At 57.0% G+C, this 16074-nt stretch carries 14 protein-coding genes; 1 reads left to right on the forward strand and 13 read right to left on the reverse strand.

The genetic code is table 11. The annotated features are described in order from the left end of the window. Positions 1–174: 174 nt before the first annotated feature. The 8 genes from sucD to sdhC all read right to left on the reverse strand — a co-directional run bounded on the left by sucD (position 175) and on the right by sdhC (position 9762). A complete protein-coding gene (sucD, locus tag CKF42_RS05540; RefSeq protein WP_009091407.1) occupies positions 175–1050 on the reverse strand; it encodes a succinate--CoA ligase subunit alpha in 876 nt (291 codons plus the stop codon). Continuing rightward, the gene (gene sucC / locus CKF42_RS05545; protein ID WP_009091408.1) at positions 1050–2216 is read right to left on the reverse strand and encodes an ADP-forming succinate--CoA ligase subunit beta; all 1167 of its coding nucleotides are present in this window, start codon (positions 2214–2216) and stop codon (positions 1050–1052) included. The genes sucD and sucC overlap by 1 nt, the downstream gene beginning before the upstream one ends. Before the next feature lie 70 nt (positions 2217–2286). Then, entirely contained in the window at positions 2287–3510 is a 1224-nt protein-coding gene (gene odhB, locus CKF42_RS05550) for a 2-oxoglutarate dehydrogenase complex dihydrolipoyllysine-residue succinyltransferase (RefSeq protein ID WP_009091410.1), read from the reverse strand. Between the two features lie 15 nt (positions 3511–3525). Next, complete coding sequence (gene sucA, locus CKF42_RS05555) at positions 3526–6333, reverse strand: 2-oxoglutarate dehydrogenase E1 component (RefSeq protein WP_046101427.1); 2808 nt, start codon at positions 6331–6333, stop codon at positions 3526–3528. Between the two features lie 200 nt (positions 6334–6533). Further along, positions 6534–7250 carry a succinate dehydrogenase iron-sulfur subunit gene (locus tag CKF42_RS05560; protein WP_009091413.1) on the reverse strand — a complete coding sequence of 239 codons (717 nt, stop codon included), beginning with the start codon at positions 7248–7250 and terminating at the stop codon, positions 6534–6536. A 14-nt stretch (positions 7251–7264) separates the two neighbouring features. After that, complete coding sequence (sdhA, locus tag CKF42_RS05565; protein WP_009091415.1) at positions 7265–9031, reverse strand: succinate dehydrogenase flavoprotein subunit; 1767 nt, start codon at positions 9029–9031, stop codon at positions 7265–7267. Then, entirely contained in the window at positions 9032–9379 is a 348-nt protein-coding gene (gene sdhD, locus CKF42_RS05570; RefSeq protein WP_009091417.1) for a succinate dehydrogenase membrane anchor subunit, read from the reverse strand. Continuing rightward, a complete protein-coding gene (gene sdhC / locus CKF42_RS05575; RefSeq protein WP_009091418.1) occupies positions 9373–9762 on the reverse strand; it encodes a succinate dehydrogenase cytochrome b556 subunit in 390 nt (129 codons plus the stop codon). Before sdhC ends, sdhD begins: the two co-directional genes overlap by 7 nt. Before the next feature lie 633 nt (positions 9763–10395). Here sdhC and CKF42_RS05580 point away from each other — a divergent pair. After that, positions 10396–11679 (forward strand): citrate synthase, encoded by a 1284-nt coding sequence (locus tag CKF42_RS05580; protein WP_009091420.1) that lies wholly within the window; start codon positions 10396–10398, stop codon positions 11677–11679. A 362-nt stretch (positions 11680–12041) separates the two neighbouring features. Here CKF42_RS05580 and nei read toward each other — a convergent pair whose 3' ends face one another. From nei to pxpA, 5 genes are read right to left on the reverse strand one after another with little or no spacing between them, the layout of a single operon-like run. Next, positions 12042–12830 carry an endonuclease VIII gene (nei, locus tag CKF42_RS05585; RefSeq protein WP_009091422.1) on the reverse strand — a complete coding sequence of 263 codons (789 nt, stop codon included), beginning with the start codon at positions 12828–12830 and terminating at the stop codon, positions 12042–12044. An 11-nt stretch (positions 12831–12841) separates the two neighbouring features. Then, positions 12842–13489, reverse strand: a complete 648-nt coding sequence (gene pcp / locus CKF42_RS05590) for a pyroglutamyl-peptidase I (RefSeq protein ID WP_009091423.1) — start codon at positions 13487–13489, stop codon at positions 12842–12844. A 6-nt stretch (positions 13490–13495) separates the two neighbouring features. Beyond that, entirely contained in the window at positions 13496–14515 is a 1020-nt protein-coding gene (locus CKF42_RS05595) for a DUF979 domain-containing protein (RefSeq protein WP_111207731.1), read from the reverse strand. Continuing rightward, a complete protein-coding gene (locus tag CKF42_RS05600) occupies positions 14512–15240 on the reverse strand; it encodes a DUF969 domain-containing protein (protein ID WP_009091426.1) in 729 nt (242 codons plus the stop codon). The genes CKF42_RS05595 and CKF42_RS05600 overlap by 4 nt, the downstream gene beginning before the upstream one ends. Positions 15241–15290: 50 nt before the next feature. Continuing rightward, positions 15291–16028 (reverse strand): 5-oxoprolinase subunit PxpA, encoded by a 738-nt coding sequence (gene pxpA, locus CKF42_RS05605; protein WP_058956306.1) that lies wholly within the window; start codon positions 16026–16028, stop codon positions 15291–15293. Positions 16029–16074 lie beyond the last annotated feature (46 nt).

Genomic DNA, 16074 nt, shown 5'->3' on the forward strand with positions numbered 1-16074 from the left:
TACTTAAATCAGGAGTGAGAAAATAGATCACGTTTGCCATTATTTATTAACCTGGCAGGCGCCCGGACGCCATTATCATGCAGCCTGTTTCCCTTCCCGCTGACGGCCCTCTCCCCCGGATTAATCGCAAAAAAAAAGCCACCCGAAGGTGGCTGAGTCTCAGATGACGCTGGCTTATTTAGCCGGTAATACTGCTTTCACGGCGTCACCGATGTCCGCCAGACTGCGAACGGTCTTCACGCCTGCCGCTTCCAGCGCCGCAAACTTCTCATCAGCGGTGCCTTTACCACCGGCAATGATGGCGCCCGCATGGCCCATACGTTTGCCTTTAGGCGCCGTCACACCCGCGATGTAACCCACGACAGGCTTGGTCACGTGCTCTTTGATGAAGGCTGCCGCTTCTTCTTCTGCGCTGCCGCCGATCTCGCCGATCATCACGATCGCTTCCGTCTGCGGGTCATCCTGGAACAGTTTCAGGATGTCGATGAAGTTAGATCCCGGGATCGGGTCACCGCCGATACCCACACAGGTCGACTGGCCGTAACCGATATCGGTGGTCTGCTTAACCGCTTCATAGGTCAGCGTACCGGAACGTGAGACGATACCCACGCGGCCCGGCTGGTGAATGTGGCCCGGCATGATGCCGATTTTGCATTCGCCTGGGGTGATGACACCCGGGCAGTTTGGACCGATCATCCGCACGCCCGCTTCATCCAGCTTCACCTTCACGGTCAGCATATCCAGCGTCGGGATACCTTCGGTGATGGTGATGATCAGTTTGATGCCCGCTTCAATCGCTTCCAGGATGCCATCTTTGCAGAACGGTGCCGGAACGTAGATCACGGTTGCCGTTGCGCCGGTCGCTTCTACCGCTTCACGCACGGTGTTGAACACCGGCAGGCCGAGGTGAGTCGTGCCGCCTTTGCCTGGCGTGACGCCGCCAACCAGTTGGGTACCGTAGGCCAGCGCCTGTTCAGAATGGAAAGTCCCCTGGCCACCGGTGAAACCCTGGCAAATGACTTTGGTGTTTTTGTCGATCAGAATGGACATTATTTACCCTCCGCGGCAGCAACAACACGCTGTGCGGCGTCTGTCAGGCTGGTTGCTGCAATGATGTTCAGACCGCTGTCCGCCAGTTTCTGGGCGCCCAGCTCGGCGTTGTTACCTTCCAGACGTACCACCACTGGCACGTTCACACCCACTTCAGCGACTGCGCCGATGATGCCGTCGGCAATCAGGTCACAGCGTACGATACCGCCGAAGATGTTAACGAAGACGGCTTTCACCGCATCGTCAGAGAGGATGATTTTGAAGGCTTCGGTTACGCGCTCTTTGGTTGCGCCGCCGCCGACATCAAGGAAGTTTGCTGGCTGGCCGCCGTGGTGCTTAACGATGTCCATGGTGCCCATCGCCAGACCTGCGCCGTTAACCATACAGCCGATGTTGCCTTCCAGCGCAACATAGTTCAGTTCCCACTGTGTCGCGTGCGCTTCACGGGGATCTTCCTGGCTTGGATCGCGCATTTCGCGCAGCTCTGGCTGGCGGAACAGGGCATTGCCATCGGCACCCAGTTTGCCATCCAGGCAGATCAGGTCGCCCTGCTTAGTGATCACCAGCGGGTTGATCTCCACCATCGCCAGATCGCGCTCCAGGAACAGTGTCGCCAGACCCATAAAGATCTTGGTGAACTGGCCGACCAGCTTACCGGTCAGGCCGAGTTTGAATGCCAGCTCGCGGCCCTGGTACGGCTGCGGACCGGTCAGCGGATCCAGCGCCATTTTGTGGATCAGATGCGGAGTCTCTTCCGCTACTTTTTCGATTTCCACGCCGCCTTCGGTTGAGGCCATGAAAATCACACGACGGGTAGCACGATCCACCACCGCGCCCAGGTAGAGTTCCTGGTCGATGTCGGTCGCGGCTTCAACCAGAATCTGGTTAACCGGCTGGCCGTTCGCATCTGTCTGATAGGTCACCAGGCGTTTGCCCAGCCAGTTCTCAGCAAAAGCACGGATATCTTCTTTGCTGTTAACCACTTTCACACCGCCCGCTTTACCGCGGCCACCGGCATGAACCTGACATTTAACTACCCACGGGCCTGCGCCAATTTTAGAGGCTGCTTCTTCCGCTTCACGTGGTGTAGTACAGGCGTAACCCGTTGGTGCCGGCATGCCATACCGTGCAAACAGCTGTTTCGCCTGGTATTCGTGTAAGTTCATGATGTTCTATCCATTCAGGTCTGAAAAGAGTAATGAGGTTGGGCGCACGCGAAGGTGCGCCCGGTGAAAATCAGACATCCAGCAGCAGACGTGCTGGATCTTCCAGCATCTCTTTCACTGCAACCAGATAACCCACAGATTCACGGCCATCGATCAGGCGGTGGTCGTAGGAGAGCGCCAGATACATCATTGGCAGCACCACAACCTGACCATTGACCGCCATCGGGCGATCTTTGATAGCGTGCATGCCCAGAATGGCGCTCTGCGGTGGGTTGATGATCGGCGTAGACATGAGTGAACCAAAGACGCCGCCGTTGGTGATGGTAAAGTTACCGCCGGTCAGATCCTCAACCGTCAGCTTACCGTCACGGCCTTTCACGGCCAGCTCTTTAATTTTCTTCTCGATGTCCGCCATGCTCAGCGCATCGACGTCACGCAGCACTGGTGTCACCAGACCGCGCGGCGTGGAGACCGCAATGCTGACGTCGAAGTAGTTGTGGTAAACCACATCTTCGCCATCGATAGAGGCGTTCACTTCCGGATAGCGTTTCAGCGCTTCAACGACCGCTTTCAGGTAGAAGGACATGAAGCCCAGACGCACACCGTGACGCTTCTCAAAAGCCTCACCATACTGCTTGCGCAGATCCATGATGGGCTTCATGTTGATTTCGTTGAAGGTGGTCAGCATCGCGGTGCTGTTTTTCGCTTCCAGCAGACGCTCAGCAACACGCTTACGCAGACGGGTCATCGGCACGCGTTTTTCGCTGCGATTCGCGATCGGCTGCGGCGCGGCAGCGGCTTCAGCGGCCGGTGCGGCAGCTTTGGTATCCTGCGGCTTGCTGGCAAGATGTTTTTCAACATCTTCACGGGTCAGACGTCCGCCCACACCGCTGCCTTTGATCTGCGAGGCATCCAGGTTGTGCTCAGCAATCAGACGGCGAATAGCCGGGCTGAGCGCATCGTTGCTCTCTTCTTCCAGCGACGCGGTCTGACGCTGAGCCGGAGTCGACTCTTTGCTTTCAGACTTCGCGCTGGTCTCTTTACCGGCGCTGTTGCCCTCTTTCAGGCGGCCCAGGATCTGGCGTGAAGTGACGGTGGCGCCCTCTTCTTCCAGCACGGCTTCCAGGATACCGTCAGCCGCCGCAGGCACTTCCAGCACCACTTTGTCGGTTTCGATTTCAACCAGCACTTCATCGCGAGTGACGGCATCGCCTGGTTTTTTGTGCCAGGTTGCCACTGAGGCATCGGCAACCGATTCAGGCAGGTCGGGAACGAGAATATCTACGCTACTCATTATCTTTCCTTTTAATTAATTAACGTTCAGCGCGTCATTAACCAGGTCTTGCTGCTGTTGTTGGTGTACGGACATGTAACCCACGGCCGGTGAGGCGGATGCCGGGCGGCCTGCATAACGTAAGGTCGCGCCAAACGGCACAACTTCACGGAAGTGATGCTGGCTGCAATACCAGGCGCCCTGATTCAGCGGCTCTTCCTGACACCAGACAAAATCCTGCACGTGAGAATACGCTTTTAATGCTTCCTGTACCGCCTGATGCGGGAAAGGATAGAGCTGCTCGATGCGCACGATGGCCACATCGGTCTGCTCGTTTTTACGACGCTGCTCCAGCAGGTCGTAATAGACTTTACCGGAACAGAGCACGACGCGTTTCACGCCCTGCGGATCGAGATCGTCAATTTCACCGATCGCCGGCTGGAAACTGCCGTTTGCCAGTTCATCCAGCGTCGAGATCGCCAGCGGATGACGCAGCAGTGATTTCGGTGACATCACAATCAGCGGACGACGCATACCGCGCAGCGCCTGACGACGCAGCATGTGGTAAACCTGCGCCGGGGTTGAAGGCACGCAGACCTGCATGTTCTGCTCAGCGCAGAGTTGCAGATAACGCTCCAGACGCGCAGAGGAGTGCTCTGGCCCCTGACCTTCATAGCCGTGCGGCAGCAGCATCACCAGACCACACATGCGGCCCCATTTCTGCTCACCGGAGCTGATGAACTGATCGATAACCACCTGTGCGCCGTTGGCGAAGTCACCAAACTGCGCTTCCCAGATAGTCAGGATGCGCGGTTCAGCCGTTGCGTAGCCATATTCAAAGGCCAGCACCGCCTCTTCGGACAGCACGGAGTCCCAGACTTTAAACTGGCCCTGACCACTGTGCACATGGTGCAGCGGGGTGTAGGTGGAGCCGTTCGCCTGGTTATGAATGACAGCGTGACGGTGGAAGAAGGTGCCGCGACCGGTATCTTCGCCCGACAGGCGCACCGGAATGCCTTCATCGACCAGTGTGGCGTAGGCCAGGTTCTCTGCTCCGCCCCAGTCGAAGGCTTTTTCACCTTCGGCCATCAGGCGACGGTCGTTGTAGATCTTGGCGACACGCGACTGAACTTCCACCTCTTCAGGCACCTGGCTGATACGCAGCGCCAGCTCCTTCAGACGTTTCAGCTCAACCTGCGCCGGATAAGGCTCATCCCACTCATGGTTCAGGTAAGGTGACCAGGTAAAAGAGTGCAGGCTCATCGGACGCCATTCCGGCACCACACACTCGCCCGCATCCAGCGCGTCACGGTAAAGATTGACCATCTCGGTCGCATCTTCCTGCGTGGCAACGGCTTCACCTTCCAGACGATCGGCGTAGATTTTGCGTGGCGTCGGGTGTTTTTTGATTTTCTGGTACATCAGCGGCTGGGTCGCGCTTGGCTCATCCGCCTCGTTGTGACCATGACGGCGATAGCAGACCAGGTCGATAAACACATCACGCTTAAAGGTGTTGCGGTAGTCGAGTGCCAGACGGGTAACAAAGGCCACCGCTTCCGGGTCGTCAGCGTTGACGTGGAAAATCGGCGCCAGCACCATTTTGCCGATGTCGGTGCAGTATGGCGTAGAGCGCGCATCTTTCGGGTTAGAGGTGGTAAAGCCCACCTGGTTGTTGATCACGATGCGAACCGTGCCACCCACTTCATAACCGCGCGCCTGAGACATGTTCAGGGTTTCCTGAACCACGCCCTGACCAATGACGGCCGCATCACCGTGAATGGTGATCGGTAAAACTTTATTGCTGGCTGGCTCATCGAGACGATCGAGACGGGCGCGAACCGAGCCCATCACCACCGGGCTGACGATCTCCAGATGCGACGGGTTAAACGCCAGCGCCAGATGCACCAGGCCGCCTTCCGTTTCCACGTCAGAGGAGAAGCCCATGTGGTACTTCACGTCACCGGTGCCCAGATGCTCTTTGTGCTTACCGGCGAACTCGTCGAACAGATCCTGCGGCTTTTTACCCAGCACGTTGATCAGCACGTTGAGACGGCCGCGGTGCGCCATACCCAGCACCACTTCACGGGTTCCGCTCTTACCGGCATGACGGATCATTTCGCGCAGCATCGGAATCAGCGCGTCGCCACCTTCCAGCGAGAAGCGTTTCGCACCCGGGAATTTCGCTCCCAGATATTTCTCCAGCCCTTCTGCGGCGGTCAGCTCTTTCAGGAAACCTTTTTTCTCTTCGCTGCTGAACGCTGCACGGCCCGCCACGGACTCAAGACGCTGCTGGATCCAGCGTTTCTCATCGGTGTTGTTGATGTGCATATATTCCGCACCAATCGAGCCGCAGTAAGTCTGAGTCAGCGCCTCGAAGAGATCGGCCAGCTTCATGGTCTCTTTGCCGATGGCAAAAGAGCCGACGTTAAAGCTTTCCTGAAAATCGGCCTCGGTCAGATCGTGAAAAGCGGGATCAAGATCGGCCACCCGGTCCTGTTTCCACAGGCCAAGCGGATCGAGGTTGGCGTGCTGATGACCGCGAAAACGGAACGCGTTAATCAGCTGCAACACTTTCACTTGCTTGGAGTTGGTTTCCGGATCGGAGAGAGATGAGGTGTAACGAGATGCGTCTTTCGCCAGGCGACGGAAGTACTCACGTGTGGTGGAGTGAAACTGCTCAGGTTTCATTCCGGTGCCCGGTAACTGCTGGAACATCGAGCGCCACACTGCATCGACAGAGTCAGGATCGGTCAGGAAATCCTCATAGAGCTGCTCTATGTAAGACTGATTCGCGCCGGCCAGCCAGGAAGAGTCCAGCCAGGGTTTCATCGCGCTGTTCTGCATTGTGATCCCTTAAGCATTGCTATGCTTTTTTGAGGTTTCATTTGTTGCCGCTTTCGCGGTTTGCCGTAGTGAGTTCAGCGATACGAGCACTCTGCGCAGCGCGCGTGGCCCGTAAGGGAACCTTTGTAAACGTGGTCATCACCGCGCTTACAGAGGCTTCCGTAAAACACCGGGAACCTGAGGTTCCCGGCAAGTACACATCATGCACCGCGCTGCAGCAGCATCGACTTGATATGGCCGATGGCGCGCGTCGGGTTCAGCCCTTTCGGGCATACGCTCACACAGTTCATAATGCTGTGACAGCGGAATACGCTGAAAGCATCATTCAGATTGTCGAGGCGCGACTCGGTTTCAGTGTCGCGGCTGTCAATCAGGAAGCGGTATGCGGCCAGCAGACCGGCTGGACCAATGAACTTCTCCGGATTCCACCAGAACGACGGGCAGGAGGTTGAGCAGCAGGCACAGAGAATACATTCGTACAGGCCATCCAGATGTTCACGCTCATCCGGTGACTGCAGATGTTCACGTGCTGGCGGATTTTCCCCATTATTCAACAGGAAAGGCTTAATTTTCTCATATTGTGCATAAAACTGGCTCATGTCTACTACCAGGTCACGCACGACCGGTAAGCCCGGCAGCGGACGGATAACAATTTTCTGTTTTCCGTTGCCCAGTGCCGATACCGGCGTGATGCAGGCCAGACCGTTTTTACCGTTCATGTTGAGGCCGTCAGAGCCGCAGACACCTTCACGGCAGGAGCGACGGAACGCCAGGGTCGGATCTTTCTCTTTCAGGCGGATCAGCGCATCCAGCAGCATCATGTCACGACCATCTTCCGATTCCAGCGTGTAATCCTGCATACGCGGTTTGTCGTCGACGTCTGGATTGTAGCGATAAATTGAAAACTCGAGTCTCATCGTCGTCTCCGGAATTAGTAGGTGCGCACTTTCGGCGGGAAGGCCGCGCGCAGTTTCGGCTGCATGTTCACCTCACGGCGCGTCATGCTTTCGGTTTCCGGGACATAAAGACTGTGGCACAGCCAGTTTTCATCATCACGATCCGGGAAGTCGAAGCGACTGTGCGCACCGCGGCTCTCGGTGCGGTAGTTAGCCGCGACCGCCGTGGCAAAGGCCGTCTCCATCAGGTTATCCAGCTCCAGGCACTCAATACGCTGAGTGTTGAAATCGGGTGAGCGGTCATCCAGACGCGCTGACTTCAGGCGCTGACGAATCTCTTTCAGCTCTTCCAGACCCTGTGCCATCGCATCACCTTCACGGAAGACCGAGAAGTTGTTCTGCATGCAGCGTTGCAGCGCTTTGCGAATCTCAACCGGGTCTTCTCCGGTGGTGTTGTTTTCCCAGCGGTTGAAACGCTCCATCGCCACGGCGATTTCATCTTCGGTCGCATCACGCAGGTCGCCCTGCTCCTGGATGCTCTCCAGCAGATGCAGACCCGCCGCGCGGCCAAAGACCACCAGGTCCAGCAGGGAGTTACCACCCAGACGGTTGGCTCCGTGCACCGAAACACAGGCGATTTCGCCGACGGCGAACAGGCCAGGAATCACCACATCTTCGCCCTGCTCATTCACACGCAGCGCCTGACCGGTTACTTTGGTTGGAATGCCGCCCATCATGTAGTGGCAGGTCGGGATAACCGGGATAGGCTCTTTAATCGGATCGGCGTGAGCAAAGGTGCGCGACAGCTCCAGGATACCCGGCAGACGCGATTCCAGCACCTCTTTACCCAGATGATCGAGTTTAAGTTTGATGTGCGGGCCCCACGGACCGTCACAGCCGCGACCTTCACGGATTTCAATCATCATCGAACGCGCAACCACGTCGCGGCCCGCCAGGTCTTTGGCGTTCGGCGCATAACGCTCCATGAAGCGTTCGCCATGTTTGTTCAGCAGATAGCCACCTTCACCACGGCAGCCTTCCGTGACCAGCACACCCGCACCCGCGATGCCGGTTGGGTGGAACTGCCACATCTCCATATCCTGCACCGGTACGCCTGCGCGCAGCGCCATACCGACACCGTCACCGGTGTTGATGTGGGCGTTGGTGGTGGACTGGTAGATACGGCCTGCACCGCCGGTCGCCAGAATGGTCGCCTTCGCTTTGAAGTAGACGGTTTCACCAGTTTCGATGCAGATAGCGGTACAACCCACTACCGCGCCATCGGCGTTTTTCACCAGGTCCAGCGCGTACCACTCCGAGAAGATGGTGGTTTTGTTTTTCAGGTTCTGCTGATAGAGCGTATGCAGCAGGGCGTGACCGGTACGGTCAGCGGCCGCCGCCGTACGTGCTGCCTGCTCGCCGCCGAAGTTTTTCGACTGACCACCAAACGGACGCTGATAAACGCGGCCATCTTCCAGACGGGAGAATGGCAGGCCCATATGCTCCAGCTCCAGAATCGCTTCCGGGCCGGTTTTGCACATATATTCAATCGCGTCCTGGTCACCGATGTAGTCGGAACCTTTGACGGTGTCATACATATGCCATTCCCAGTTATCTTCGTGGGTATTACCCAGCGCAACGGTGATACCGCCCTGCGCAGATACCGTGTGGGAACGGGTCGGGAAAACTTTGGATAACAGGGCACAGCTCTGGCCGCCCTGGGAGATTTGCAGTGCGGCGCGCATTCCTGCGCCACCTGCGCCGATCACCACGGCATCAAATTCTCTGATTGGCAAACTCATTTACACACCCCACACCACAACAAAGCCATAAATCGCATACCACAACAGCGCCACGACAATCACAAACTGCAGCAACAAACGGGTTGGCAGCGATTTAACGTAGTCTGTTAACACCTGCCACATCCCGATCCAGCCGTGAATCAGAATGGAGAAGAGCGTCAGCAGCGTGAACACTTTGGTGAAGGCGGAGGCGAAGAAGCCACGCCACAGGTCATACGTCAGCGTGTCTGTCATCACCACGAAACCGAGGATGTAGACGATGTAGAGCGTAATGAGAATTGCAGTTGCGCGCAGCAGCAGCCAGTCCTGAATGCCGTTGCGACCCAATGCGGATGCATTGCTTACCATACGAGGACTCCCGCCAGAATTGCCAGCACGACAGTGATCACAAAAGTTATATGTGCTGAGCGCTTACCGACCTGCAGCGTTTCAGCCAGATAACCAAAATCCATCAACATATGACGAATCCCGCTCACCGCGTGATAGGCCAGCGCCGTTAAGATGCCCCACATGATGAACTTCGCGAAGAAGCCATCCATAATGGACGCAGCGTGCTGGAAACCTTCAGGAGAGGAGAGAGAGAGACCGAGTAGCCACAGCAGGATGCCAATGGCAACCAGGGTGATTACGCCGGAGACGCGGTGAAGAATGGATGATATTGCAGTAACGGGAAACCGGATCGTCGAGAGATCCAAGTTGACAGGTCTTTGTTTTTTCACGGTTTTGCCCACACAGCTCTTTTTTATTTTGCTTCCTCCGGACCTGAGGCGGAGTCTAATCACAACGCGTGGCAGACTTTAACCGTCACCAAACAAGCAACATCCAGTGTTAATTGACGCGGTAGTAAACGCTGGGTGGCTCCTGGTGTCAGGGTGTTCCGGAGACCTGCCTGGAGTATAGGAGGATCACATTCTGATTACAATTCCCCTACAAACTCTTTGGTATATTTTAGGTAGAACAGTGATCATACTCACGATTTTCACAATTGATACAATTTTAATTATCTGATTTGACAATAGTTCAACAATTCAGTTACAAACTAAGCCTGTAAATTCCTATGATGCACAAAAGTTATGGGGATACACTTTCCCCTAAGCGCAAGTTATGTAACATTGCGATAATGAGCATTAAAAAGCATCAGGTTATTGGTTACCAAGAAGTTATGTCCTGACCGGATCTTTAACAACCGCGATATGCAGCATGTCCATGGCTCACAGGTTCCCGCTGGGAACGCGCCGCTCACTCTGTACCCTGCACCGGCCTGATCGCCGCAGAGTGATACTGTGTTGTTTTGCCAACCGCAACATGAACGCGTTTCAGGTGTCTAAAGATCCTTACCTACATAAGGCGCTATGGAGACGAAAATGACAGATAAAAAAGTAACGCTAACCCTGCAAGATGGAACATCTATTGAACTGGACGTGCTGAAAGGCTCGCTGGGCCAGGATGTGGTTGATGTCCGCTCTCTGGGTGCAAGTGGCCTGTTCACCTTCGATCCCGGTTTCACTTCTACAGCGTCCTGCGAATCCCAAATCACCTTTATTGATGGTGACGAAGGTATCCTGCTGCACCGTGGTTTCCCTATTTCTGAGCTGGCGACCCACTCTAACTATCTGGAAGTGTGCTACATCCTGCTGAATGGCGAAGCGCCGGATCAGAAGCAGTTTGATGAGTTCCGCACCACCGTTACCCGTCATACGATGATTCATGAGCAGATTACCCGTCTGTTCCACGGCTTCCGTCGTGACTCGCATCCGATGGCGGTGATGTGCGGTGTGACCGGCGCACTGGCGGCGTTTTACCACGATTCGCTGGATGTAAACATTGAGCGCCACCGCGAAATCGCGGCATTCCGTCTGCTCTCCAAGATGCCGACCATGGCAGCGATGTGTTACAAATATTCCATCGGCCAGCCATTTGTTTATCCGCGCAACGACCTCTCTTATGCCGGTAACTTCCTGCATATGATGTTCGCTACGCCATGCGAAGAGTACAAAGTTAACCCGGTGCTGGAACGCGCCATGGACCGTATTCTGATTCTGCATGCTGACCATGAGCAGAACGCCTCTACCTCAACAGTGCGTACCGCCGGTTCAAGTGGTGCGAACCCGTTTGCCTGTATCGCCGCCGGGATCGCCTCCCTGTGGGGACCGGCGCACGGCGGTGCAAACGAAGCGACACTGCGTATGCTGGAAGAGATCAGCAGCGTTGAGCACATTCCTGAGTTCGTTAAACGTGCCAAGGATAAGAATGATTCCTTCCGTCTGATGGGCTTTGGTCATCGCGTTTACAAAAACTACGATCCACGCGCGACCGTGATGCGTGATACCTGCCATGAAGTCCTGAATGAGCTGGGTATGAAAGATGACCTGCTGGAAGTGGCGATGGAGCTGGAACACATCGCGCTGAACGACCCGTACTTCATCGAGCGTAAGCTCTATCCTAACGTCGACTTCTACTCCGGTATTATTCTGAAAGCGATGGGGATTCCTTCCTCCATGTTTACGGTGATCTTCGCGATGGCCCGTACCGTTGGCTGGATTGCACACTGGAAAGAGATGCACGACGAAGGCATGAAGATTGCCCGTCCGCGTCAGCTGTACACCGGTTACACTGAGCGTGAATTCAGCTCTAAGCTGGAGAAGTAAGTTCGTGATGGCGGGGAGCGATCCCCGCCTGGCGACGTGATTCTGATCTGGCGCGGCGAGCGGTTATGCCGCGCCTGCATAGCAAACCTTTCCTCTGCGAAGCTCTTCTTTCCCTCTGTAATTCCCTTCACATGCCTGATGAAATGAGGTCTGCACAGTCACTGCTGCTGCGGGACCGAGCCTGCTCAGGGAACAGGGTCAGATCGGGAAGTCGCTCAGGCCATCCATGGCCGCTCGGCCCGCGCCTTCCCTGGCGCGGGACGCTTTCCTCCTCTGACCCTGTTCCCTGCGCTTTTGACCTGTTTGCCGCGGCCGGACTCAACCTGCTTTTGCTTATGATGGCGCCGCAGGAATCCCTCTCTCTACCTCTGACAGCCCGGACACCAGTAAAAAGGCCGCGATGAGAGCGTGCCCTTCTCAATGGTTGTGCCACAGCGCCGGCACGTCTTGCCCTGCCGGTGAAACACCTCAAACTGAAAGGCCGCTTCCTCATGATATTTCTTCATGGTTCCGCGCATCCGGTAGGCGTGACGCGGTACCGACAGCAGTGCTTCGCTGAAAGCAGTCAGCTGATCGTCGCTCAGCTCCTGAGCCTTATGGTGAGGCAGCAGCTGTGCCAGCCAGAGGATTTCAGCGCGCAGGTAGTTGCCCAGCCCGGCCAGAAACGCCTGATCCAGCAGCAGACCGCTGAACTGGCGTCGCCGGAAGCGGGGTGAGAGCAGCCTTTCCCTGACCTCATCCACCGTCACACCACTGCTCAGCACATCCGGCCCGATACGATTCAGGAACGGGTGGGCCGCCAGCGTATCCGCGTTGAGCAGTTCAATGTCGGAGGCGCTGTAGAGCAGAATCGCTTTGCCCGCCGTCGCCAGCCGCACCCGCAGCTGACGTGTGGTGTTAAGTTCGGTGTCAGGTTTGACGATGCGCCAGACGCCGTAGAGCTGGTTATGGCTGTAGAGCGTCAGGCCATTGCTGAAGTGCGTCAGCAACGCCTTTCCGCGCGTCTCAATCGCCTGCACCTGCTCGCCAATCAGGGCCGGTTCGTAGGTTTTCAGCTGAGGAAATGCAAACCACGCCTCTGTCAGCGGCTGCCCCACAATCGCGACTTCAAGTTTATCCGCCACACGGCGAATTTCCGGTCCTTCAGGCATCCTTCATCCTCTTAATGGGTGGCTCCGCCCACCTGTTTTATGTCGTCGCCGGTTTCCAGCGTCACCTGCACTGCAATTTCCAGCGCCCTGATAATCGTTGCGACCGCCATGCTCGGCACACCGGGATGCTGCGCCGCCTGCTCGGGCAGATAAGGGATATGGATAAAACCACCCCGCGCCGGGCGCTCCTGCTGCGCCAGCCAGTGCAGCAGGCCATACATCACCCGGTTGCAGGTAAAGGTGCCGGCGGTTTGTGAAACCGACGCGGGAATGCCCGCTTCGCGCACGGCCGCAACGATCGCTTTGATCGGCAGACGGGAAAAATAGGCTGCCGGGCCGCCCGCGACCACGGGCTCATCCACCGGCTGATGACCGGCGTTGTCCGGGATACGGGCGTCATCCACATTAATGCCGATGCGTTCAACACTAATATCGCTGCGGCCCCCCGCCTGCCCCACGGACAGAATGAGATCCGGTTTAACCTCATCCAGTGCCTGATAGAGCACCGTCAGCACATCGCGGAAGACGACAGGTAACTGGCGGATAACGATGGTGGCGTCACCGATCTGTTTGCCCTCCAGTGCGCGGACCGCTTCCCATGACGGGTTAATCGTTTCACCGCCAAAGGGTTCAAAGGCGGTCATCAGAACAGTTTTCATGCGGCCTCACAGAAACATCAGGAAATAGAGCAGGAAAATGTTAACAATTAACAGTAGCACACCGGTTGGAATCTGAGCCCTGATCACCGCGTTACGGTCCGGCAGTTCCAGCAGCGCGGCCGGGACGATATTGAAATTCGCCGCCATCGGCGTCATCAGAGTGCCGCAGTAGCCGGAGAACATGCCAATCGCGGCCATCACCGCCGGATTACCGCCGTGCTGCAGCACTAAGATCGGGATGCCGACGCCTGCGGTAATAATCGGAAACGCGGCAAAAGCGTTACCCATGATCATGGTCAACAGCGCCATTCCGACGGCATAAACGGTGACCGCGACAAAGCGGTTATCTACCGCCAGCCAGGTCTCAGTCAGATGCGAAATCGCACCGCCCACGCCCGCGCTGGTAAAGAGCAGTCCCAGGGTGGCGAGAATTTGCGGCAGAATAAAGGCCCAGCCAACCGAATCCAGCAGGCGGCGGGTCTCCTGCATCGACTGCACCGGTTTTTCATGAGTCAGTTTTAACGCCACCAGCCAGCCGATCAGACAGCCCACCATCATGGAGAAGAGCGTCACCAGCGTGGCGTGGTTGCCGGGTCCGAAAACCGCATCCTGCAGACCGGGAATATGGTTAAACGCCAGCACACCGATCACGGTCACGACCGGGATCGCCAGCGCGGGCAGAAACAGTTTATTGCCCAGACGCCCTGCGCTGGCCTGCTTCTCTTCATCACTGCGCTGATGATAACGACCCAGCCGGACACCTCCGAAACCGGCGATCAACGCCATCACCACCACAATGACACCGATGGTGATGTGCAGCATTCGGGTGCCCGCGGCATCCGAGCCCATCAGGCTGCTCATCATCTGCGTCGTCCAGTCCCCCACCAGAAATACCAGGCCATACAACGCCCAGAAGAGTCCGGTGGTAAAACGGCGCGGATTTGCGCTGTCGCGCCAGGAGAGAATCGCGACCACCAGCAGGATAATGCCCGCCAGCCACATCAGATATTGTTGCTGGAACATTATTCACCTCCCCGGGCTTTCAGCGCCTGGTTGTTCAGCTGCTGCAGTTCCCGCGCCAGCTGACGATCCAGACGCATCAGACGCGCCGAGTGGATCAGAAAGGCGGCAAGCGCGGTCGGAATGCCCCATAACGCAATGTGCAGTGGTTCGGTCTGAATCCCGGCTGACTCCTGCATAAAGTTATGCATAAAGATAATCGCGCCAAATGCCACGAAGATATCCTCACCAAAGAAGAGGCCGACATTATCGGTGGCCGCAGACATGGCGCGCAGCCGGTAGCGCAGTTCAGGTGTGATCTCACCATAGCGGTTTTCCGTTGCCCCCTCTGCCATCGGGGCCAGCAACGGACGCACCATCTGCGGATGGCCCCCCAGGCTGGTTAATCCCAGCGCGGCGGTGATTTCACGGACAAACAGATAGACGATCAGCAGACGTCCGGCGGTGGCCGTTTTTATCTGTGCGATCCATGCCTGTGCCCGCTCCTTCAGCCCGTGACGCTCCAGCAGGCCGATGACCGCCAGCGGCAGCAGTAGAATCAGCGGCAGGTTACGGGTGTTCAGAAAACCGGCGCCGAGCTTTTCCAGAATGTCCGCCAGCGGCATCATCGCCGCCAGACCGGTGACGAATCCGGCGACGATCACGACCAGCACCGGATTGAAACGTAACACGAAGCCGATAACGATGGCGGCAATGCCCAGTAAAGGCCAGAGATTGACTGCACTTTCCATGGTTTTCCCTCAGAGTTGAAAAACCCGGCATAAGCCGGGCTAAATGTTATTCAGGCGCTGGTAACCGCAATCTGCTGAGCGGCGAAGGCATCACGCAACCGCCGGGCAAACTGCAGCGCGTGTGCGCCGTCGCCATGTAAGCAGACGGTCTGCGCATTCACCGCGACCCATTCACCACTGATACTTCTGACTTTGCCCTGCCGGACCATCGTCAGCGTCTGATCAATGGCCTGCTGTTCATCCTCAATCAGTGCGCCCGGTTCGCTGCGCGGCACCAGTGCCCCGCTGCTCAGGTAACCCCGGTCAGCAAAAACCTCTTCCCGGGTGCGTAAGCCGTAGTGCGCCGCGGCGCGGATCGATTCGCTGCCAGCCAGCCCTGTCACGATCAGCTGGCTGTCAACCGCCCTGATGGCGCGGGCGATGGTGTCAGCCAGCACCGGATCGGCTGCGGCCTGGTTGTAGAGCATGCCGTGCGGTTTGACATGGACTAGCCGCGCCCCTTCACTTTCCGCCAGGCTTTTCAGCGCGCCAATTTGGTAGATCATCTGGGCGTAAAGCGTCTCCGGCGGCAGCTGCATGGCGCGGCGGCCAAAGTTTTCCCGGTCAGGAAACGAGGGATGCGCGCCGATGGCCACGCCCGATGCCTGCGCCCAGCGCACCGACTGCAGCATGGTCTGCGCGTCACCGGCATGAAAGCCACAGGCGATGTTGGCAGAACTGACCAGTTGCAGCAGTGCCTCATCGCTGGCGCAGCCCTCGCCGAGATCGGCATTTAAATCAATCTTCATTAAGCCCCCATATCATCTGATCCAGTGCGCGTTGCTGATGCTGGCG

The organism is Pantoea sp. ARC270, assembly GCF_003236725.1.
GTDB classification, from domain to species: domain Bacteria; phylum Pseudomonadota; class Gammaproteobacteria; order Enterobacterales; family Enterobacteriaceae; genus Pantoea; species Pantoea anthophila.

What these genes read in the sequence shown, in the direction of transcription:
- sdhD (WP_009091417.1), bottom strand. Translation starts at nt 9,379, where the DNA reads ATGGTAAGCAATGCATCCGCATTGGGTCGCAACGGCATTCAGGACTGG.
- sdhA (WP_009091415.1), bottom strand. Translation starts at nt 9,031, where the DNA reads ATGAGTTTGCCAATCAGAGAATTTGATGCCGTGGTGATCGGCGCAGGT.
- CKF42_RS05600 (WP_009091426.1), bottom strand. Translation starts at nt 15,240, where the DNA reads ATGGAAAGTGCAGTCAATCTCTGGCCTTTACTGGGCATTGCCGCCATC.
- CKF42_RS05580 (WP_009091420.1), top strand. Translation starts at nt 10,396, where the DNA reads ATGACAGATAAAAAAGTAACGCTAACCCTGCAAGATGGAACATCTATT.
- sucC (WP_009091408.1), bottom strand. Translation starts at nt 2,216, where the DNA reads ATGAACTTACACGAATACCAGGCGAAACAGCTGTTTGCACGGTATGGC.
- pxpA (WP_058956306.1), bottom strand. Translation starts at nt 16,028, where the DNA reads ATGAAGATTGATTTAAATGCCGATCTCGGCGAGGGCTGCGCCAGCGAT.
- CKF42_RS05560 (WP_009091413.1), bottom strand. Translation starts at nt 7,250, where the DNA reads ATGAGACTCGAGTTTTCAATTTATCGCTACAATCCAGACGTCGACGAC.
- sucA (WP_046101427.1), bottom strand. Translation starts at nt 6,333, where the DNA reads ATGCAGAACAGCGCGATGAAACCCTGGCTGGACTCTTCCTGGCTGGCC.
- pcp (WP_009091423.1), bottom strand. Translation starts at nt 13,489, where the DNA reads ATGAAAACTGTTCTGATGACCGCCTTTGAACCCTTTGGCGGTGAAACG.
- nei (WP_009091422.1), bottom strand. Translation starts at nt 12,830, where the DNA reads ATGCCTGAAGGACCGGAAATTCGCCGTGTGGCGGATAAACTTGAAGTC.
- odhB (WP_009091410.1), bottom strand. Translation starts at nt 3,510, where the DNA reads ATGAGTAGCGTAGATATTCTCGTTCCCGACCTGCCTGAATCGGTTGCC.
- sucD (WP_009091407.1), bottom strand. Translation starts at nt 1,050, where the DNA reads ATGTCCATTCTGATCGACAAAAACACCAAAGTCATTTGCCAGGGTTTC.